This is a genomic window from Paenibacillus sp. SZ31 (assembly GCF_012912005.1).
Classification (GTDB): Bacteria; Bacillota; Bacilli; order Paenibacillales; family Paenibacillaceae; genus Paenibacillus.
In genome coordinates this window covers 46,990-67,546 of record NZ_JABBEA010000021.1, presented here as the reverse complement: position 1 = coordinate 67,546, position 20,557 = coordinate 46,990, and the positions used below count along the sequence as shown (strand labels likewise).

14 protein-coding genes are annotated in these 20,557 nt (G+C 48.0%); 5 read left to right on the top strand and 9 right to left on the bottom strand.

All coding sequences use genetic code 11. The features are described from left to right. Positions 1-18 precede the first annotated feature (18 nt). Positions 19-1,008 carry an aldo/keto reductase family protein gene (locus tag HF638_RS26215; protein WP_169482913.1) on the top strand — a complete coding sequence of 330 codons (990 nt, stop codon included), beginning with the start codon at positions 19-21 and terminating at the stop codon, positions 1,006-1,008. On the opposite strand, the gene HF638_RS26210 is transcribed toward HF638_RS26215, so the two are convergent. The 5 genes from HF638_RS26210 to HF638_RS26190 form a co-directional block, all read right to left on the bottom strand. Beyond that, the gene (locus HF638_RS26210; RefSeq protein ID WP_169482912.1) at positions 1,005-1,883 is read right to left on the bottom strand and encodes a LysR family transcriptional regulator; all 879 of its coding nucleotides are present in this window, start codon (positions 1,881-1,883) and stop codon (positions 1,005-1,007) included. The two genes, HF638_RS26215 and HF638_RS26210, sit on opposite strands and share 4 nt — an antisense overlap. Positions 1,884-1,914: 31 nt before the next feature. Then, the gene (locus HF638_RS26205) at positions 1,915-2,385 is read right to left on the bottom strand and encodes an SMI1/KNR4 family protein (RefSeq protein ID WP_169482911.1); all 471 of its coding nucleotides are present in this window, start codon (positions 2,383-2,385) and stop codon (positions 1,915-1,917) included. Between the two features lie 155 nt (positions 2,386-2,540). Next, the gene (locus HF638_RS26200) at positions 2,541-3,920 is read right to left on the bottom strand and encodes a discoidin domain-containing protein (protein ID WP_169482934.1); all 1,380 of its coding nucleotides are present in this window, start codon (positions 3,918-3,920) and stop codon (positions 2,541-2,543) included. 328 nt (positions 3,921-4,248) lie between these two features. After that, positions 4,249-5,355 carry a threonine aldolase family protein gene (locus tag HF638_RS26195; protein WP_169482910.1) on the bottom strand — a complete coding sequence of 369 codons (1,107 nt, stop codon included), beginning with the start codon at positions 5,353-5,355 and terminating at the stop codon, positions 4,249-4,251. Between the two features lie 8 nt (positions 5,356-5,363). After that, positions 5,364-6,224 carry a LysR family transcriptional regulator gene (locus HF638_RS26190; protein WP_169482909.1) on the bottom strand — a complete coding sequence of 287 codons (861 nt, stop codon included), beginning with the start codon at positions 6,222-6,224 and terminating at the stop codon, positions 5,364-5,366. A 181-nt stretch (positions 6,225-6,405) separates the two neighbouring features. Here HF638_RS26190 and HF638_RS26185 point away from each other — a divergent pair, with 181 nt between their 5' ends. The 4 genes from HF638_RS26185 (at position 6,406) to HF638_RS26170 (ending at position 9,104) form a co-directional block, all read left to right on the top strand. Further along, positions 6,406-7,395, top strand: coding sequence for a quinone oxidoreductase family protein (locus HF638_RS26185; protein WP_169482908.1), 990 nt, complete (start codon positions 6,406-6,408; stop codon positions 7,393-7,395). A gap of 206 nt (positions 7,396-7,601) precedes the next feature. Continuing rightward, positions 7,602-7,820, top strand: a complete 219-nt coding sequence (locus HF638_RS26180; protein ID WP_169482907.1) for a bacteriocin immunity protein — start codon at positions 7,602-7,604, stop codon at positions 7,818-7,820. A gap of 25 nt (positions 7,821-7,845) precedes the next feature. Beyond that, complete coding sequence (locus tag HF638_RS26175; protein ID WP_169482906.1) at positions 7,846-8,232, top strand: hypothetical protein; 387 nt, start codon at positions 7,846-7,848, stop codon at positions 8,230-8,232. Between the two features lie 83 nt (positions 8,233-8,315). Continuing rightward, positions 8,316-9,104: a formate/nitrite transporter family protein gene (locus HF638_RS26170; RefSeq protein WP_169482905.1), complete on the top strand. Its 789-nt coding sequence runs from the start codon at positions 8,316-8,318 to the stop codon at positions 9,102-9,104. A 260-nt stretch (positions 9,105-9,364) separates the two neighbouring features. Here HF638_RS26170 and HF638_RS26165 read toward each other — a convergent pair whose 3' ends face one another. From HF638_RS26165 to HF638_RS26150, 4 genes are all read right to left on the bottom strand, one after another. Next, entirely contained in the window at positions 9,365-10,351 is a 987-nt protein-coding gene (locus HF638_RS26165; protein ID WP_169482904.1) for a WXG100 family type VII secretion target, read from the bottom strand. A gap of 278 nt (positions 10,352-10,629) precedes the next feature. Continuing rightward, positions 10,630-12,198: a glycoside hydrolase family 30 protein gene (locus tag HF638_RS26160; protein WP_169482933.1), complete on the bottom strand. Its 1,569-nt coding sequence runs from the start codon at positions 12,196-12,198 to the stop codon at positions 10,630-10,632. A gap of 80 nt (positions 12,199-12,278) precedes the next feature. Further along, positions 12,279-14,990, bottom strand: coding sequence for a beta-glucosidase (locus tag HF638_RS26155; protein ID WP_169482903.1), 2,712 nt, complete (start codon positions 14,988-14,990; stop codon positions 12,279-12,281). 584 nt (positions 14,991-15,574) lie between these two features. Beyond that, positions 15,575-20,545 carry a DUF4132 domain-containing protein gene (locus HF638_RS26150; protein WP_169482902.1) on the bottom strand — a complete coding sequence of 1,657 codons (4,971 nt, stop codon included), beginning with the start codon at positions 20,543-20,545 and terminating at the stop codon, positions 15,575-15,577. Positions 20,546-20,557: the final 12 nt, after the last annotated feature.

Here is a 20,557-nt window from a genome sequence, read left to right as displayed (position 1 = left end):
CTTAGGGAGGCGGCAAGAATGGAATATCGCAAATTAGGAAACAGTGGATTAACCGTCAGTGAGATTTCACTCGGCAACTGGATTACGCATGGAGCACAAGTCGAGGATGGTATAGCAGAAGCTTGTGTGCGAGCCGCATTGGATGCAGGTATTACCACATTCGATACCGCAGACGTATACTCCAATACCAAGGCAGAATCCGTATTAGGACAGGCTCTTAAGGATGTACGAAGAGAAAGTATTGAACTGTGCACCAAAGTCTGTCACCCCACCGGCTCTGGTCATAATGACCGCGGACTTTCCCGGAAACACATCATGGAAGCCTGCAATGGCTCATTGCGACGCCTACAGACTGATTACATCGATGTCTATTACGCTCACCGTTATGATAACAATACTCCGCTGGAAGAGACGTTTCTTGCGTTTGCCGATCTGGTGCGTCAGGGCAAAGTGCACTACATTGGCGTAAGCGAATGGAACGCGGATCAGATTGCAAGAGGAGCCGCTTTGGCGCGGGAACTTCATGTACCCTTCATTGCAAGTCAACCCCAATATTCCATGTTATGGCGTGTGATTGAACAAGAAGTGGTATCTGCAAGTGACCAAGCAGGACTTGGACAGATTACATGGTCTCCTCTTACTCAGGGCATACTATCAGGCAAATATGAACCTAACGAAGCATTACCCACCGGATCACGTGCAGCTGGAGAAGCCGGAGCACCCTTTTTCAACAAATTGGCTGGTCAGTGGTTACGCGAAGATGTTCTTACCGCTGTGCAAGAGCTTGTTCCGCTCGCTAAAGAGATTGGTCTAACGCTCCCCCAACTCGCTGTAGCATGGGTTCTTCAGCATTCGTATGTCAGTTCCGTCATTATCGGTGCATCCCGGCCAGAGCAGGTATTGGAAAATGTAAAAGCTTCCGGTGTGAAACTGGACCCTGAGATCATGTCTCGAATTGATGAAATACTGAATCCGTGGATTGAACGTGATCCAGCCAAGACTGGTTAAACGCATTCATCAACTATGCTCATAAAACGGGATATCACTTCCTGATTCATATCCGTCCGCCATGCCGTGTACAACGGTACGGAGGGCGGATTTTCTTGTAATGGAAGAAAGACTACACCCTTTCGCTGGAACACATCCACCGATGATGGAACAATGGAAATGCCCATGCCAGCCGCAACGAGATTCACAATCGTATACATCTGGATCGCTTCCTGCGTAATTCGAGGGTCTACGCCATGTGCTCTGCAATAATCCAGAACGAGACGATGGAACGGAGAGCCCAGATGCCTTGGGAATAAAATAAAATCTTCATCCGCCAGTTCTCGAATTGAAACTTGAGTCTGAGAAGCCATCGGGTGATGATCTGGCAACACGGCAATCAACGTTTCCATCTGACAGGGACGGAACGAAACATGGCGGGTATCTTCCTGATAGCGCAGAAATCCAATATGGATCTGTCCGTCTTCCAGTGCCTGCAATTGCTGGGACGAAGTCATCTCACGTAATGTCAATTCAATCTGCGGGTACGCAGCGCGAAATTTCCTGAGTACATCCACCATAATGCTCCCTGAAGCCGAATCCACAAACGCCACGGTTATATGCCCGATGATACCCTGATCTGCCTTTTGTGTAAGCTGAATAGATCGATCAAGTTGGGCCAGGATGAGTCTGGCCTGTTCCAGAAATACGGCACCTGCTGGTGTCAGACGAACCATTTTTCTTGTGCGTTCCAACAACTTTACGCCAAGCTCTTCCTCTAAATTCTGAATCTGCTGGCTCAACGGTGGTTGCGTCATATTTAATTTTTCCGCTGCACGGTGGAAATGAAGCTCCTCCGCCACGGTGATAAAGTATCTTAACTTTCGGATATCCATACGTATGTTACGCTTCCTTCCGTCTACACTCTTAATCCATCTGTTCCTGAACCCAGATTGCCGACTCAGCCAGCATCGTCATTAATTCATTAAAGTCCACAGCAATCTCCCGAAGAGGCAGTTCTCCTGCATCGTGGATCAACATCAAAACCTTGCCTGAGACCTGATCCAGTATAGCCATACTTCCTTCACCGAATCCACCAATGGGGAAAGGCTGGAGGTCAGCTGGCAACTCATATTCACTCTCATATTCATGATAGGCTTCCAGAAACTCGGGATAGGCCCAGTCCAGTTCTTTCACCGAATACAAGGCAGGATCGCCGAAGTTGCATGCACCGAATTCGAGCAAAAGCGCGCGATACGCTGCGGGCAATCTCACGTTATGCTTTTGCTCAAAAACCTCAATGCTCTGTTGCGTCTCAGGAGTACACCCTTCTCCCATTGTCGTATCATAAGCTTTCACCAAAAGATCACGAATCGGTTCTAATTCTATCGATGCCACTTGAACTCCCCCTTTAATACGTGTTCAACAACCTCTTAAAATGTACCTTTCGTCACTTGTCTATCTATTCCTGCAAAAAACGGCTGAATCAGGACTTTCGCCACTGATCAGCCGCTGTTTATTCAGATTATCAATTCTTGTAAATAAACTGCAAATTACAACGCAATACCCGTTACCTTCCATTCCAGAATGCCCGTGGAAGCAGCATCACTGGATACCATCTGAAGACGCATTTTCGTGGTGCTCACCGGATCAAAAGTCGTGGTATTGTAAGTATTTGCTCGAGTCCCACGGCCCTTGGCGTTCTTCACATCTCGCCATGTTTTTCCGTCCCAGTATTGAATTTTGTACGAGCGAGGTACGTCGATGCCGCCGTTGTCCTTGAACCAGTACACATCCGTTTGCGATACCGTATATGTACGATCCAGATCATATTGTACCCAATGTGTACCGATCTCTGGCCAGTTCCCATACACCGCCTGTGTGCGGTCGTTGGAATGTGCAGGGTCCAGTCCATCATTCAGCGCAGCAATCGTTTCCCATGGAGAAACATACGATGTTGTCACTTTCGCATTCGCAGCTACATTAACAGGTTGATTGGTGGCTGGCGCAAGCGGGAAACGTGCGGTATCCTTCTTCAACTGGCTCCACGTATATCGCAGTAACCAGGCATCCCAATTCGTGATCGTAGATGAATTACCTGCCCACATAATCGTTGGCATGGGGAAGCCACCCGGCGGACGATCCGGTACTTCATAGAAATCTGGCATGCCGAAGCCATGTCCAATTTCATGTTCAGTAATTTCAATTTCCGTGTTGTTCACGGTTCTCAAAATGTAATCATCGGAAACCCGCTGCCCCCAGTCTCCGCCAGCACCGCCGCCGAAGTTGGACGTTCCCCACAGGTACATGTCAAACCGCTTGTCCAAACCGCCAGGATAGGCATAGTTCGGATTCGTAAAATGCTCAAATCGCGACAACGCATTAGGTGCATAGGGCAAGGCTGCCGGGATCTTCGGATCAGACTTGCTCAGTTCATCCACAGATGTGGTGGTATAAACGATTTCATTCGATTGCTTGTCCAGAATCTGTGCTGGATTCGCTACTGCCCAACCGACCACTTTAACGGCAATATCCCCATAAGGCCAACCGTCATAACCCTTCAAATGTTTCGTCCAGTTATTCATTTGCCGTCCCAACATCTTCTCGATATCCCTACGTTGTTGCAAGGTCACATTCTTGGTCGATTGCCAGCGCACAACATAGTTAATGGTTCCTTGACCTGCAAAAATCTGATCGTAGATCAGGTTCTTCCGATTGACCGAACCCTCCTTGATCATACGATTGGTATACACCCACTCAATGGATGATCTCAATTCCGAAGGCATATCAGATAATACAGCAGTGATCGATACGCCAGAATCGGCAGCTTCTGCTGCGTACGCATCTCCAGACCACGCGGCACTTCCCCCCAGCAGTGTTGCAGATAACGCGAGTGACATTACAGCTAATGTGTATTTTTGACGTAAAAACATGATCTTCATCCTTTCTCCCCCTTAATTTCATGAACCGTTCTTGCTTCGCTCCCCACTCCTTGTTTGGAATATATTACCTTTAATATTTTACATGATTAAGAAAATGTTGGAATACATCGGTATACCTGTTTTTGCTTCAGGTTCATGCATTCGATCAAGTTAATCCTGTAATAAAAGTCGGACTTTGGACTAATGACATATGCTCGTTCATGAAAGTGGTTTTCATAGGAAGTTGTATAAAAGTGCACAAAAATACCCTGTCCAGCATGTGGACAAGGCAGGTTAACAACATTTAATTAATTTAGCACACAAATTTCTCTCAGACTTCTTATCTCACCTGTTTGCGCAACTCTTGGTCCAGCCATTCCAGTGCTGCACGCAGCTTGTCCTGAGGAACTTGCCCATAACGATCTCCACCAGAATATTCAAAAGAACAGCTATTCCCACTCGTCTTGTTCAAATACGAAGTTATTGCTATGCCATGCTGTTGAGCCATTTGCACAAGAATCGGTTCAACTTCGGCAGCAGCAAGCGCAAAATGAACATGGAACATATTCGATACCGGCACCTCGGGCAATGTATGTATCCCGTGACACGCATTCAGTAGGGAGGCGAGTTCTTGAGCCTGCTCGTAATAAAGCTCCATTTTGCCAATCCGTTCATTGTAATAATATTGAGAGCTCAGAATATACGGATAGAGGCCGATCAGATCACCGCCATGCCGCCGTTTCCATACTTTTGACTCTTGCATCACATCCGGATCACCCGCCAATATAGCACCCGCAATCCCTCCGATTCCTTTGTAAAAGGACACATACACCGTATCAAACAGACTGCAAATCTCCGCAGGTGTCTTCTGATAATAGGGAGTAATCTCAAACAGGCGCGCCCCGTCCAGATGCAGCTTAATCCCGCGTTCACGGCAATAGGCCGAGATCGCTTCCAGTTCTTCATACGCTGGCAATTGGCCGCCAATCTCGCGTTGCGGCAGTTCCAACAGCAGGCAGGCAATGTCCTGATCGAGCGCTTGTACATCTTGCAAACGAATCAATCGGTCCTTGTCCGCCAGCAAAATCGATTCAATCTGGTGCAACTCTTTTAGTCCGTCTTCCTCATGGATTTCCAGATGACATAGAGGGTGATAAGCGACTCGTTTTACACCTTTGCGGTCACACCAGATCCGTAATGCAATCTGCTGCGCCATCGTTCCGCTTGGGAAAAACACCGCCGATTCCTTGCCTAGAACGTCAGCCATTTGTTGCTGAAATTCTTCAATGACGGGGCCGTTGCCATAGTGGTCACTGAACAGCTCCCCATCGATCTGCTCCAGTACGTCCTGAAGTACCTTCACTTTGCGAATGCCATGACCGCCAATAATAAAGTCTGCCTGACTAAATGCTTCCGCGAGCGTTAACGTAGTATCCTCCAAGATCATTCACTCCTTTATAGTTCTGGTTCTGTAATGATCTGTACCAAAGCGCTCAGCGCATTAGATATATGTTCACCACGGGAATACACAAATCCTACTTCCAACCGGCAATAAGGCTCAGGCAAAGACATCACTGCAATCTCGCCTCTTAATTCTGCCTTGGTAACCGAAGACCGGGGCAGCAATGATACGCCGAGCCCGGCAGATACACCATTCAAAATCGTATCCAGTGTTCCATATTCCATGACATTAAGCGTGTGGATACCCTGATCTTTCAGAAAGGATTCCGCCTGAGTCCGATGTGTGCATCCGATCTCAAAAAACAACATCGGCCTGGACAATAGATCATGTAGCTCATGTGTTCCAGGTTCAGCGACCAGTACCATTTCTTCGTCATACATCTTCATATAGTTCAGCTCAGGATGATCGATTGGGCCATAGATTAAAGCGCCATGCAATTCATGTTGAATCACCTTCTGGTTCAGTTCATGCGTCCCACCCGTGACAAGCGAATGCTGTACCTCCGGGTAGCATGAAGTATATTCAGCCAAGAGTGGCGTCAGAAAAGTGGAAGCAGCTGTCTCAATGGCACCCAAACGAAGTAAGCCTGCTGGTGGGTTCCCCACTTGCGTGGCCTGCTCTGCTTCATACAGTAATTGCAAAATTCGATCCGCATACACCAGCAGGTTCTCGCCCGCCGGTGTGAGCGACATCCCCCGATTGGAACGATGAAACAAAGGTACTTGTAGCTGAGTCTCCAACTGTTTGATCCGTGTGGTCACATTGGATTGTACATAATTGAGTGCGAGCGCAGCTTTACTGATACTACCTTCGCGGGCAACCACCTGAAATATTTTCAAATCACCTGCATCCATACCCTGATCACCTGCTTGTCGTTATATCGGTATTCTGCATCATGCGATTCATGCAAAATACTTATCTATTATTTTCAATGATACTGACAATCATTTTTGTTCATTTTACGTGAATCTACCCCGTCTGTACAATGAGGCTCAGTAGTGAAGTCTGGCTACATAGACAGGAGGAATATTGAATATGAAAGCTATCGTCCATTCAGGACAGAGCGGCCTTGCAGGTCTTCAATATACAGAATCAACATCTCGGGCACCAGAAGCCGGGGAAGTGCTGATTCAACTAAAATCCGCTGGAATCAACCATCGGGATCTATTCATCATGGCAGAACGCGGAACCCAGGACACCACGCTTATTCCCGGTTCCGATGGGGCAGGTATCATCGTTGAGATCGGCGAAGGTGTACGAGGATTCTCAATAGGTGATGAAGTCATTATCCATCCTACGCTCGGTTGGGAACATACATCTGAAGTGCCGATCGTACCCGATATTGTTGGTGGTCCTACGGATGGAACGCTGGCGCAATATATAACCTTGCCTGCTGAAAATGCCCTGCCTAAGCCAGCCCACCTATCTTGGGAGGAAGCAGGCGTGCTGTCCCTTTCCGCGCTGACGGCCTATCGTGCTTTATTCACTCGCGGCGTATTGAAGCAAGGTGAACATCTCCTCATTCCCGGCATTGGCGGTGGTGTAGCAACCTATGCCCTGCTCATGGCCGTATCCGCTGGTGCCCAGGTGACTGTCACCTCCAGAAGTGAAGCCAAAAGAAATGAGGCGCTGCGCTTAGGCGCTTTTCGTGCACTGGATAGTCATAGCGATTGGAGTATGCAGAATGATCTGGAAACTGTGGACATGATCTTGGATAGCATCGGACAAGCCATGTTCCCGAAATATTTTGATATAATCAGACCAGGTGCACGTATCGTAATGTATGGTGCAAGCTCCGGAGATGATCTGACCGTTCCCATTCGCTCTATCTTCTTCCCGCAGGTCAGTCTGATCGGCACCTCTATGGGCAGCCGTGAGGAGTTTGTCCAGATGCTGCAATGGGTGGAGCAACATGACATACATCCTGTAATCGATGGCGTATATCCGTTGCAAGACGCAGCGAAAGCATTTGAGCGTATGGAAAAAGGCGAGCAGTTTGGCAACATGGCTATACGAATTGAATGATGCTAAATTGTAAGGAACTTCAGACACGTTATTTCCCAAAATCCCCTGACAAAACTGCTGCAAACGGCTGTTTTTTCGGATGTAGCGCGTTTCAGGTTCCTTACATTTCCGCGGACGCTTCAAATCCTTGAATAAGACGTCTCAGATTCGTCAGCGCTCGCAATAGTTTGTTCATTCTATTAATCATTCAGGAGGTGTACATACATATGGACAATCGATTGTATTTGGTAGAATTAGTTCGCAAACTGATGGACGCCGAAGGAACGGAAGCGGAATTGGATGACATGTTGACGGAGCTACAGCAGCGGGTGCCTCATGCAGAGATCAGCAATCTGATTTACTGGGATGAGCGAGACCTGACGCCCGAACAGATTGTGGAAGAAGCCTTGGCTGCCCGTCCTATTCTGCTTCCGCCCCAGTCCTAATTTAAGTCAAGAGGTGAGCAATCCGATGTCAGATGCAAATCAAAATAGTAATGAACAGTCTGATTTCACTAAATCTAACGAAGATGCTACGCAACCTGTACACCTTACCCAAGGTGAAATCAATGCGTTGCAAAAAGCCATTTTGTTTCTCAAGTTTGAATGCGAAGAGACTGAATCCCTGCTCTATTCGGGTAGTCCACTGCTGAACAGCGTACTGGAAAAGGTACGGGATGTCAGCGCATTTGGTGAGTATGCCAAAGAACTTCACTCTCGTCCAAACGAACATGCAGAGCGTTTCATGCGAACCAAGCTGGAACGTTCTTATGCAGAAGAAATTGCACCGCGTGAACGAACAGAGGATCAAAAGATCGATATTCTCACATCCTGCATGTATCCATATCCGGTTAAATAATCAGTAATCCAAGCTTCCCCCTCCCCAATTTCCATAATTTCGTTATAATGGTAAGCAAGACATCATGCTATTGGAGGAGAATTATGGAAACGGAAGCTCTACGCAACGTGGAACAACTCGCCCTGAAGAAACACAAGATTTACAAACAAAGCTTAATCAGGTACCTTGCACGCTCCATGCTGGCCAGTATGTTTATCGGATTCGGCGTCATCGTGGCGTTTAAGACAGGTAACTTCTTTTATATGGAGCAGTCCCCGTTCACCTACCCTATGGCAGCAATTACGTTTGGCGCGGCCATCATTCTGATCGCCTATGGCGGCGGTGACCTGTTTACAGGCAATACGTTCTATTACACGTATGCGGCGCTGCGCAAGAAACTCCGCTGGTTCGAAGTAATCAAGCTGTGGATTGCGAGTTATAGCGGTAACCTGATGGGTGCAGCCGTGTTTGCTCTGTTAATCTACCTGACGGGATTGTTCGACTCGTCTCAGGTGAATGGATTTCTGTTAAGCGTGGTGGAGCACAAGATGGAAGTTCCGACGATGCAGCTCTTTTTCAGGGGAATCCTGTGTAACTGGCTCGTATGTATGGCGTTCTTTGTGCCGATGTTCATGAAGGAGAATGGGGCCAAAATGTTCGCCATGATGCTCTTTGTGTTCTGTTTCTTCATCTCCGGATATGAGCACAGCATCGCCAATATGTGTACGTTCGCGATTGCACTCGTGCTGAACCATCCGGGGACAATCTCATTCGAAGGTGTGATTCACAACCTGGTTCCCGTTACCTTGGGCAATCTGGTGGGCGGTGTGCTGCTGATGGGCTTCATGTATTATGCGGTGAACAAACCATTTCTGGATGAAGAGACGCATTAATCTTTGGCAAAAAAAGACTCCCTTTAGCCCGGTCCGTTGACCGTGGCTAATCGGTAAGATTAACCCAAAACACCCCGGCAACCTTCCCATCGCAGGGAGAAGGTTGCCGGGGTGTTTCTCTATGGGCAGGCTCACAGATAAGCCGCCTGCCCCTTGATTGTAGCCATGTGATACACAACCACATGGCTACATGCTGTGGGTCGACAAGCAGGCCGCAATCATTTACCCTGTGTTGCCTGCTTGCCGACCCCATCCGTGGCTTAGAAGTAATCCCGCCACGGCGTATATTCAATATCGTTGTCGCCGCGCGTGACCACGATCATATTTTCGATTTTGCCTGTATCTTTATTGGTCCGATAGATCATCGTACGTGTCTCGCCTTCTTCCGGCACAGAGAACAGGAACTTGTCCGCTACGAAGGAAGAACCGAGTCCAGTGGCATGTTCCGTGAAGGCAGAGCCTGTCTTGCTTGTGAGCAGCAGACCAATGCCGTAAGCTGTAGCCGTTTGTGCCACTTTGCCAAAGAGATGCTCTCCTTGACTGGTCGTGTGCGTTTGCTCCGAATACTTATACTTTTCCGTATCCTTGCTATAGTCCACCACATTGCCCTGTTTATCCAGACTGATCGTAGTCGTTTCGCCCTTGTCGCTTTTCACCTGATACGTACCCACGATGGAATCCTCGGTAATTTTCACCGTCTTGCCCGTATTGGGGTCCGTCTGATAGATTACATCTTCATACTGAAGCCGAATGATGTTCATGCTGGCCTGAATCTGCTGCGCCAGTTCTTCGTCACCCACCTCTTCAGCTTTCTTCAGCATTTCCTCATAGTTCTGGTACTTCTCGGCATCCTTCTCATCCCATTCATCCATGTTCTTTGGTGGGCCTGGCGTTTTGTCTAGAGCGTCGCCTTTATTTTTGCCCATGGTTGATAGCGCCCGCGCTGCGGTCAGCGCCGTCATGATTGCCTGGCTCACCGCCTCTTCATCTGTCGTGCGGAAACGCTCGGCAATTTTCTTAAGCTCCGATTGAATGGACAGAACTAGTTCCAGCACAGATTTCATCGTGCCTTGAGCTGTTGAATAATCGTTATAAAAACGCTCCCGCTCCATGCCATCCCAGTTGCTGCGCATGACACTCATCTTGCTATCCAGTGTGGACATGAAGCCCGATAATTGCTGATGCGCCTGAGCGAACTGCCCACTGACCGTCTCCAGTTGTTCCGGTGTAACCTTGATCTGTGTCATGCTGCACACTCCTCTTCGTGGTCATTGATATCCCGTGGTTAACCGATGATGATATCGCTCGAACACTCTCCCAGATCTCGACCAATTGGTCATGATCCTGTTCCCGATATGCAGCGACTAACATGTCCGACGTATGCTCCTTCTCTATTAAAAGTAAATGGTTATGTAAAAGCCCGATCCTGGGATCGGACTTATTTAATACATCAAATTTGAAATAACTCTACGTGTATTTTACCATGTCCATCATTCAATCTGTACCCATAATTTCCAAGCTTGAGTCAACGTTCTCCCCCCGTTTTCAGATTCCAGCGGAAGGTTGCTGCCGATTGAGAAGGCAGTACATATTGAAACGAATCTCCATCCATAACTACATCAAAGGAAACTTCTGCCTCACCCGTGTTAGCTGCAACCAGCACGATCGTTCCATCCGGATTGCGGAAAGCTACGTTCTCGATCTTGCCTTGTTCTTGTGAGGAATCGATCCTTACGGCTCCCGGACGTACATAACGACTGATGTGGCCCAGCGCATAATACTCAACATTTCTAGTGATTTCATCACGCTCCGGGTCAATCGTCACAACCCCACGGCAGTTCTCACAGCCACCGTTCGTGGGTCCACCTTGCGGATCGAGCGCGATGTTCCAGAGCAGCACATTTTTCGCCCAGTTGCGAGGCGCACCAATGATGAGATTGGACATCTGCCAGCTCAGATTCTCGCCAAAATCAGGACTCCACTCCCCACCACTACATTCGGTAAAATAGATATGTTTGTCCGGGAAGCGATCATGCACTTCCGACATGATAGATGGATCACCTGCATAACAGTGGAAAGCAGATCCATCGATGTAAACAGCAGCCTGCTCATCACCGAGCACCTTGCTCGTATATTCGACCGCCTGATCCCAGTTATGATCATACGCGATGATTCGCGTATCCAGTCCCGCATCTTGTAGCGCAGGGCCAAGATAATCCCGAATGAACATGGCTTGTTCTTCGGCTCCCATACTCATACTCGGATATTTGTCCGAGGTGAACTCCGGTTCATTTTGCAACGTGATCCCGTAGATGGGAATGCCCTTCGTTTGATATGCTTCGATATATTTCACAAAATAGCTCGCGTACGCTTCATACACCTGGGGATCGTTGTAATCCAGATACCAGCCGTTGGTCGTCTTCTCCCCATACTTCATCCAAGCGGGGGCCGTCCACGGTGTGCCCAGTACGTTAAGATCCGTTTTAAGACCAGCTACACGCTCCAACATATTCACAACTTCCTGATCCTTATCGATCGAAAAGTGTTGCATGTCATAATCCGTTCCGGATTCGATATCATCATAGGTATAACTTGAAGCCGCGCCTGATTCATCTACCGAATAATCGGAGGCACCAATCGTGTGACGCACCATATCCATGTTCAAGCCTTCCGGCGTAAATAACTCCTGTAGCAATTGTTCTTGCTGTTCCTCTGGAAGCTGATTAATCAGATGTGCTGACGAACCCGTCATCGCTGCGCCAAATCCATCCATGGTCTGATATGTCTTGTTCGGATCAATCTGTATGGTAAACTCCGACGAAGATGTATCTGACTCCTGCATTTTAGAATCTGAAGAGCTTGTGTCTGCATCATGGTGATTTGTAATTGGAATGGGTTTCTGTGGTGTAAGCAGATTTTGCTGATCTCCCGTGGTTAACCAGACTTCGGCCGTTCTCTGTTTGTCCACAACCGGCGGCGGAGCGGGTTGTTCACTTCGGTTGAAGATAAGCCCGATTCCTATACTGACACAACAAACAGCTGCCATCAACAGGATCATCCATCGTTTGGGATGCTCTCGCCAGCCTATGTTCATCACGCTTCACTCTCCTTCCATTGTGGAAAAAGCCGCGGCCATTCGGCCACGACTCAATTTCAATCTCCCTTATTCCACTTTTATTTACCGGACTTGCTTCCGATATTCACACTGCCTGTCAGACGGATATCATCCGATGCACTGCCGACATACACCTGGACTTTACCCTTAGGCATTACCCATTCATGCGATGCTTCATCCCAGTAGGACAGTGCGCTGCGATCCAGTTGAATGTTAACCCGTTGTTGCTTGCCTGCCTTCAGATCGACCTTCGCCCAACCAGCAAGTTGTTTCTCTGGTGTCTCAACTTTGGTTGGCAGATTGCCAACATAGACTTGTACGACTTCTGCACCGGCAACTTTACCGGTATTGCGCAGATTCAGGGATACTTCTACAGTTTCCTTATCGCTTTTACCTGTGTTTTTCACATGCAGATTACGATAATTAAAATCGGTATACGACAGTCCGTGTCCAAAGGCGAACGCCGGTGTCATGCCTTCTTTGTCATATCCTTTGTACCCTACAAAGATACCTTCGGAGTAGTTACCCACCCCATTCACACCTGGGAATTGTTCCGCAGTCGATACCGGGGTCTGGGAATCATCTGATGGGAACGTCACCGGCAACTTACCGGATGGATTCACATCACCGAACAGCACACGTGCCACTGCATTACCTTGTTCCTGACCTGCGTACCAAGCTTGAACGATGGATGGCACTTCTTTTTGCCAGGAGTCCATCTCGACAGCACGACCACTCATTTGCACCACGATCGTTTTTGGATTAGCTGCCGCTACTTTGCGGATCAGCTGTTCCTGGTTATTTGGCAGTTCCAGATCGGAACGGTCTACATAACCTTCACTGTCATACGTACGTGTTACCACAACGGCAACATCGGATTTTTTCGCCAGATCGACTGCTTTTTGCATTTTGATATCAACAGCGTCTTCTGGAGCTTCCCAGCCAAAACGAACCTGTGCACCCATATCATGATTGGACTGTACCGGGAAATCTGTACGATACTCAATCCGAATATTGTGGGACTCGCCTTCTTTGAACGTGATTTCTTTCTTCGTTGTACTCAATGTTTCACCTTGATTGTCTACGAGTAACTCATCATCCACATACAGTTTCGCAGAACCGAGACTGGTCAGGGACAGCTTATATTCAGCCGTTTGAGGCGCTGTAATTGCCCCTGTCCAACGAGCAGACATCTTGGCATTGAACTTCGTTGGTGTCACCGGAAGCTTGGAAGATTGTGCATTAAACCCTTCATAGTTGTAGAATCCAAGATTCATGTTGACCTGATTATCTGTACGAACCAGCGAAGGGTTACCCTCCATATCTTTATTCGTCCAGTATTCAGCACGCAGACCGTATTCCGCACGATCTGTACCATAGTCTCTTTCACTTTCCTGAGCATCCCCAGGCGATAACAGAGTGGAAGGTACGGCGGACGGTCCATTAAATGCATCTCCTGCGGAGATTGGATCGGTTCCAGCTGCATATTTTACATCCACACCGTTACCAGCACGGTTACGAATACCTTGCAGTGGACTTACGGTATACGTCGGGTTAACCAGACTGCTACCTCCACCAGCAGCAGATGCATTATCTGCATCCGGTCCGATGACAGCAATCGATTTCACATTTTTCTTGGAAAGCGGCAGCGTATTATCGTTGTTTTGCAAAAGAACCATGCTCTCTTCTGCAATTTCACGTGCCTGTTTGCCGTCTTTCTTGGCATTGATTTGTGTATTTGTTACAGGGTTATCGAACAGCCCTTTATCGAACATTTGAAGCAAAATACGTCTAACCTTCTCATCAATGGTTTGCTCGCTGACTTCGCCATTGTTCACGGCTTCCAGCAATTTGTCTCCCCATTTGCCGTAAGGTTCTCCAGGTGTCTCCAGATCCAGACCCGCATTGGCGGATTTGGCTGTGCTGAAGTTTGCACCGTAGTCACTCATGACGAACCCTTCGAAGCCAAACTGATCCCTAAGGACATCCGTCAGCATCTCCTTGTTCTCACAAGCATATGTACCGTTCACCTGGTTAAATGAACACATTGCCGAACCGAGATCCGCTTTTTCGACCATCGCCTGGAACGGACGTGCATAGACTTCCTGAATGGCACGTTCGCTGGCTGTTGCATTGGTCGTGAAACGTTCCGTCTCCTGGTTGTTCAGGATATAGTGCTTCGCAGTAGCGATAACCGGATTACTTTGAATCCCGTTCACATACGCTGCACCCATACCGGAAGCCAGTAGCGGATCTTCCCCGAGCGATTCAAAGTTCCGGGAACCCCATGGTGTACGTGCAATGTCCAGCCCAGGACCAAGCACTACATTATGTGTTGTATCATGTGCTTCCTGACCGATCAGATCACCATATTTCTTGGCCAGATTGGTATCCCAGGAAGCGGCAAGCGCGATGGGCGCAGGCAATGCCGTGGACTTTTTGTCCTGCACATCCGGGTTAGCTACACGTACCCCTGCAGGTCCGTCTGCCATCTGTAATGCCGGAATGCCGAGGCGCTCCAATCCATCATTATAGAAACCATAATAGTTATTTACTTTACCGGTTACGAATCCAACTTTCTCCTCCAGCGTCATCTCCTTGAGCAGCAGCTCGGTGCGTTCCTCCGCAGACAAGGATTTGTTCATCCAAGGCCGATCAGCCCCGGATTCCGCCTCCGCGGCGAAGGCGTGTAGCGGCATAGCCGCAACCGCCACGATGATTAATAGCATAAACCATCGTTTGAGGAAAATCAGATTGAGTCTTCTGTTCATGTTGTAAGCTCTCCTTCTCTCTTGATCATTTTTCTTGTGCACATCTTGAATACATGTATACAAGGGAATGCAAACTGGCTTGATTCCAGTCTTTCAAGCATTCAGGTCGTCCTGCACATGGCTTCTGAAACTGCAGCCTGCAAGCAAGTCAGCAGATTTCGCTTCCTAACGTTAACCGACCTGATTCCGAATTACATCCCCTTAAATTTGGTAAAAGACCGATTAGAAGGAGCCTAGTTCTTTGGAATCACCATATTAATAATGCAGATAACAAAACAAGAAAACGAATTATTTACATTTATGTAACTACTTTCGAACAAATTCTTTACTTTTAAAAACAGTCGGTTCGACCCACTCCCGTTCAACCAATTAATGCAATTAATTATCAGATTAAGGAATATACCGACACGCTCTGGGTCCTAAGTCTATTTGAAACCGGAACCAATCCGGTCCATTGAAATATCCGAAAATATAAAAGCAACTGAAGTCCCTTTTAACAGGTTCCTCAGTTGCTTTTATGATTCAAACATAGTGATTATATTTTCAAGTTATACACCGGCCTTAATAGGACGGTTCAATCAGTTCTAGTTCTGTAACTGTGCAAGAATCTGCGGGTCCTTAATCTTCTTATCTTCGGCGAGCAACATCACCTTGGACAGAATCTCAGCTGTTCTCGGATCTTCATCGAGGAATGGCAGGAAGATTCGGCCCCGATGCTGACTGTGTACCGGTATGATATGCAGCGCACCTGTGGCCTGTTTGAACACATTACCACTACCCAGATGAACAGCATACTCACCTAATTCACCATCAATCCGTGCGTAGTTCCCGTCCAGACGTACATTGTCGATCTTCAGCAGACGCAACGACTCGTTCACAATGACGTGGCGCATCTCGATTGTTGTCAGGCTGGCTTCCGGATCTACGCCTCCCACATGTGCAACGCTGACCACCAGATCGATATCACGCATAACTTCCGAGAAGAACGTCAGCGGTACATCTTGCAGCGCTACAGGCCTGTAGGTCTTGCGATCGTAGAATTGCACCGTCTCCAGTGTTGGTGCCTCGGTATCTGCCGGTGAGAACCAATCCGCCATCGCATAGAGATTCGCGATCAGATTGTGCTCGTAGCTTACCTTCTGCAGACCTTCTTCATAACTGACAGTCCATTGGCGTCCTTTAAGCAGAGCTACTGCTTTTTTCGGTTGAATCTGGTACCCTGCATATCGGCGGGACACCGTACCATTAGCCAATTCGTCCTCGTTAGGAAGATACAGCTCACGGAATACCTGCTTGAATGGCTGACGCTCCTGACGGGTGAACAGATCTCGCTGGAATTCACTCCAGCTTCCGCTCTGATACAGATGAAGCGGATGAGCAATCAGCAGTTGATCCTGCTCTGTTAATGCCTGGATCGTGCCCTCTGGTCCTGGAGCAAGCAAACCGCTAGACGATACATCGAATCTTCCCGTCTTGTCACCTGACTGGAATACAAGTGTTCTTACCAGCGGATGGATAACCGGATTTTGCATTAGACTGGCAATTTCCTGATGTGTAAAGGATGTTCCGGCAGTCATCGAACGTTCCAGTTCCTGTCGTGCCCGGCGATACTGATCTACCAGATCCGATTTCAGCTCTTTCAGTTCAGCGATATATCCGTCTTTTTTGAACCGGGCAGGTACAGATTTGAGTGTCTTCCCTTTGCTGACGATAACCATCTCGGGTTGGCCTTCCTCATCAATGACCAATTGCGCTGTAGTGTCCGCATCCAATGCATGAGGTTCAAAGAAGGATTTCATCTCATCCAGCTTACGTGCTTCCATGTCCCACATCAGCCGCGTAACATCGGCATAGCCTGCATTACGGGCAAGGTTGCCCAGTGCAATCTGCGATACCACACCTTCACTGGCACGGCGCTGTGCACCGAATTGCTTGCTCTGCATCAGGAACTTCTGAATGAAGTCGTATCGCTCACGCAGATCCTGTTCCCGATTTACGGCGAATGGAATCAAACTGTAGGTTAACAAATGATCTTTGTTTCGCTTGTCTGACACAGACTCACGCATGTCGTCCAGACGAAGCTTGCCAAGTGCAGCATCCGCGAACAATTGAGATCTGCGGTGATTGGCTCCCCCGGAAATGTACTTGGCGCAATCGTATAACAGATTGAACCGTTCCTCCCCGACAGCCGCATAGGCCTCTTCGAACCACGCGATATCAAATGCACCTTCATTGAAGTCCTGTGGTGATATTGGCGAATAGTGGGCCACGATGGTCTCTTTCTCCGCAGTAAAGCGTTCATTGATATGGGCATGGAAGTACCAGGCTGCACTGCGAAGACCTTCCCATCCTAGATGTTTCGCAACAATCTCCATCCACTGTGGTGCATACATGGCTGCTTCCAGCAATTTCTTCTCATTCACCGGATACTTCTGGAGCAATTCTCCAAGCCGCTTCTCATCTTCTCCATCCCGTGGATGACAATTCTGAATCAGATAGCTGAACGTCTCTTTGCGTATTGTGTTGTCTCCATAGCTGTAGATATATCCACGGACAAATGTATCCTGATCCATCGCCGAGACCAGATGTACCCAGTGTTCCATGCCTTCAATTCGATCCAGTTTCATGGCAAGCGTGCTTACCTCTGTAGAGAGCTCTCCCCGGGTCAGCTCAATCTCCAGAATGCGATCGACCACCGCATCTCGTAATTGAACCAGCTTCGGATCACTCGCGATCCCTTCTGTACGAGTGGATGTTAAGTCACGAATAAATAACAGACGATTGCCACCGACCAATACCTGTCGATATATCTCCTGATCATTAATCAGGTTCAGCTGGTACGCGCGCAGGAAATCTTCAAGTGACAGCAAGGACAACGGTTGACTATTTTCTACAAGACTGGCGAACGGGTAAGCCGTCTGGAAGAACCGTTTGAAGCTGTCATCGTCATGGATTTTGCTCCGAACCGTATAATTCCATGGTCCCGTTAGAATGTGCAGCATACCCGATTCCTTCTCCAGTCGCTCGGCAGGCATACTTGAGATAATGGACGCCCACGTTTTCTCTGCGATCTCAAATGTATCCTCCGGATTGCTATCCAGATATGCCGCTGAGATTAGAGAAGTCACCTGATCCTTATACGTTAACGAATCCAGCAACTGCTGTAGCTTTTCGATATCATCCAGAGGATAGATCTGTTCGGCAAACGACTTACGCCAGCCTTCCATTAACGGAATCTTCTGCATTTCATCATAGTCATACTGTTCACGGAAATAACTGTAATGATCACCCAAATTGCCATTGAACTCCCGGAGCTGTATAACCATGTATAGCTGCATCAGTTCCACACTGCTAAACCCTGCTTGTTGAATATAGTTCTCCCATACGTCATGAAGTGGAAATTGCTCCAACTGCTTCATTTCATTGCGCTCTGCATACGGAACCTTTGAGCGAAGACTCGCTCCAAGTAACAACGTGTCTTTGTAGCCAGCATAGTACTCCACTTCATACTCATGATCCCTGTGTTCATGCACCAATTCATTGAGCCCCTGCAGGAATGGTCTGGTTTGATCCAGAGAGAGCGTAAAGATATCCTTCGGACTGTGGCCGTTGAGCTCACGCTTCTCATCCAGCAATGGCTCACGTCGCTTCGGATCGAATAAACCAAACCCATTAGCGGCCGTATAACGACTCCCCTGATCCGTCAGCTTGTCGAGCAACTTCTGTTCCTTCGCGGTTGGCGTCTTAATCAGCTGCGCCAATGACTGCAATTGCTCCTGCTGATCTGCCCGCTCCGCATCTGCCGCAATCTCGGTCAACAATTCGAGCGCACCCAGACGCTGCAACTCACTCTTCGCCTGCAAAAGTCGCTTCAGTGAAACCGTCAATTGGTCCACGGGTTGTAGTAACAATACATGGATGACCTTCTGGCGAAGTGAGCCTGTCTTGAGCTTCATCAACGCCTCCATCTGTTTCATCTCTTCAACCGTCAGCGTGAGTAGCTTCGCTTTGGAGAGCGCACTTTCCCGATTACTGATGCTTTTATCAGACAAACTCTCAAACACAAACTGTCTTTGCACCTCATTATCGGGATGCTGAACAAACTGGGACAACAGTTCTCCGCGCAGTTCCGGGCTCAAACGGTCCTTGATTGCGATGACTTCCCCAATCCATTCCGGGTCCATATCATAGGCGGCCAGATATAACATTTTCTTCACTACATCATCCGTATCAATCCGGTAGTGAACATACTCAAGTACACCCGATGGTCCACCTGAACCGCCTTTTGGAATGACAGTCAGCATCTGTTTGAATCGATCAAAGTCCTGACGTCTCAATGTCTTATCTTCAAGCGCAGGTAATGGCCATATGTAGACGCTACGCTGATTTTCTCCATTTTCGAAACTCCAGTTGTACATATACATGGCATCATAGTTGGTTACAATCCAGTGCATCAACTCGGTATCCTGCGCCTCCAGATAACGACGTGCAATATGCAAACGAAGCTCTCTGTTCTGGCTGTTAGCCAGTACATATTGGGCAACAATCTTCTGATATAATTGGCCTTGATCCATAATTTCGAATATCTTGCTCTTCAGTTCATTCTCTTCAATGACCGCTGTCGCCCACAGGCTGATAAAGAGCTTGTTGGCGTTCGCTTCCTGCTGCCAGGCTTCGCGTACTTCTGGTTGCACAAGCGCCTCATAGGCCTGTTCAATGAGCTGTGCGGCAACACGCTGATTGGCTGCTTCTATGCCGATTCCTGTCCATACGGCGAGCGCTCTTACCACTGAACTGAAACGGATCAGGTTGTTGTCGATGATGATTTTTAATATGTAAATATAGGCTTCCAGTGTTCCTTCATCCATCCGCTCCACAATGCTTTGGCGCAACCCTTCCTGCAACCTTGCTGCAATGAGCAGCTCACCCAACATCTGATAGGCATCTGCCTGATCGCTCATGAATATGCCTTTGATCATTTCATGGGTTAACAGCGCCGTCTGATTGTCACCATATATAATATCGTGCAGTGCCTGCTTCATATCTCCGCCCTGATGATCAAGTTCATACGCGATACAATCCGGCAGTACCGAACGGATCTCATGCAGATAATCCAGCTTGTACTCACGAAGTGACACATATTCACTCAGGGAGAAATTCTTCATTTCCATTCGGAATAATCCCATCAGTTTACGGATGACCTGTTCTACATGCTGCTCCGGATCGGATGTGCGATAAGGCCGGCGTTCATAGTGGTTACTGTATGGGAAACGAGTCGCACGTTCTGCGATATAACGGAATCGTGCAACCAATGACTCGCTCGCCAGATGCTGGAGTACATCCAATAGTGGCTGGAATAATGGGTTCTGCGTTTCCGCAGCCAGCCTTCCAAGCAACTTTTCTGTATTCAAAAACATCTTTTCGTCTCCACGCAAATACGTAGACCCGGCGATCTCCACAACATAGTTTGCCAGCTCAAGCTGTACCCCTGTTAACGACTTTGCTTTTACCTGCAATTCATCCATATATACCTGTACTTGATCTTCCTGATTCATCCTGTTCTCCTC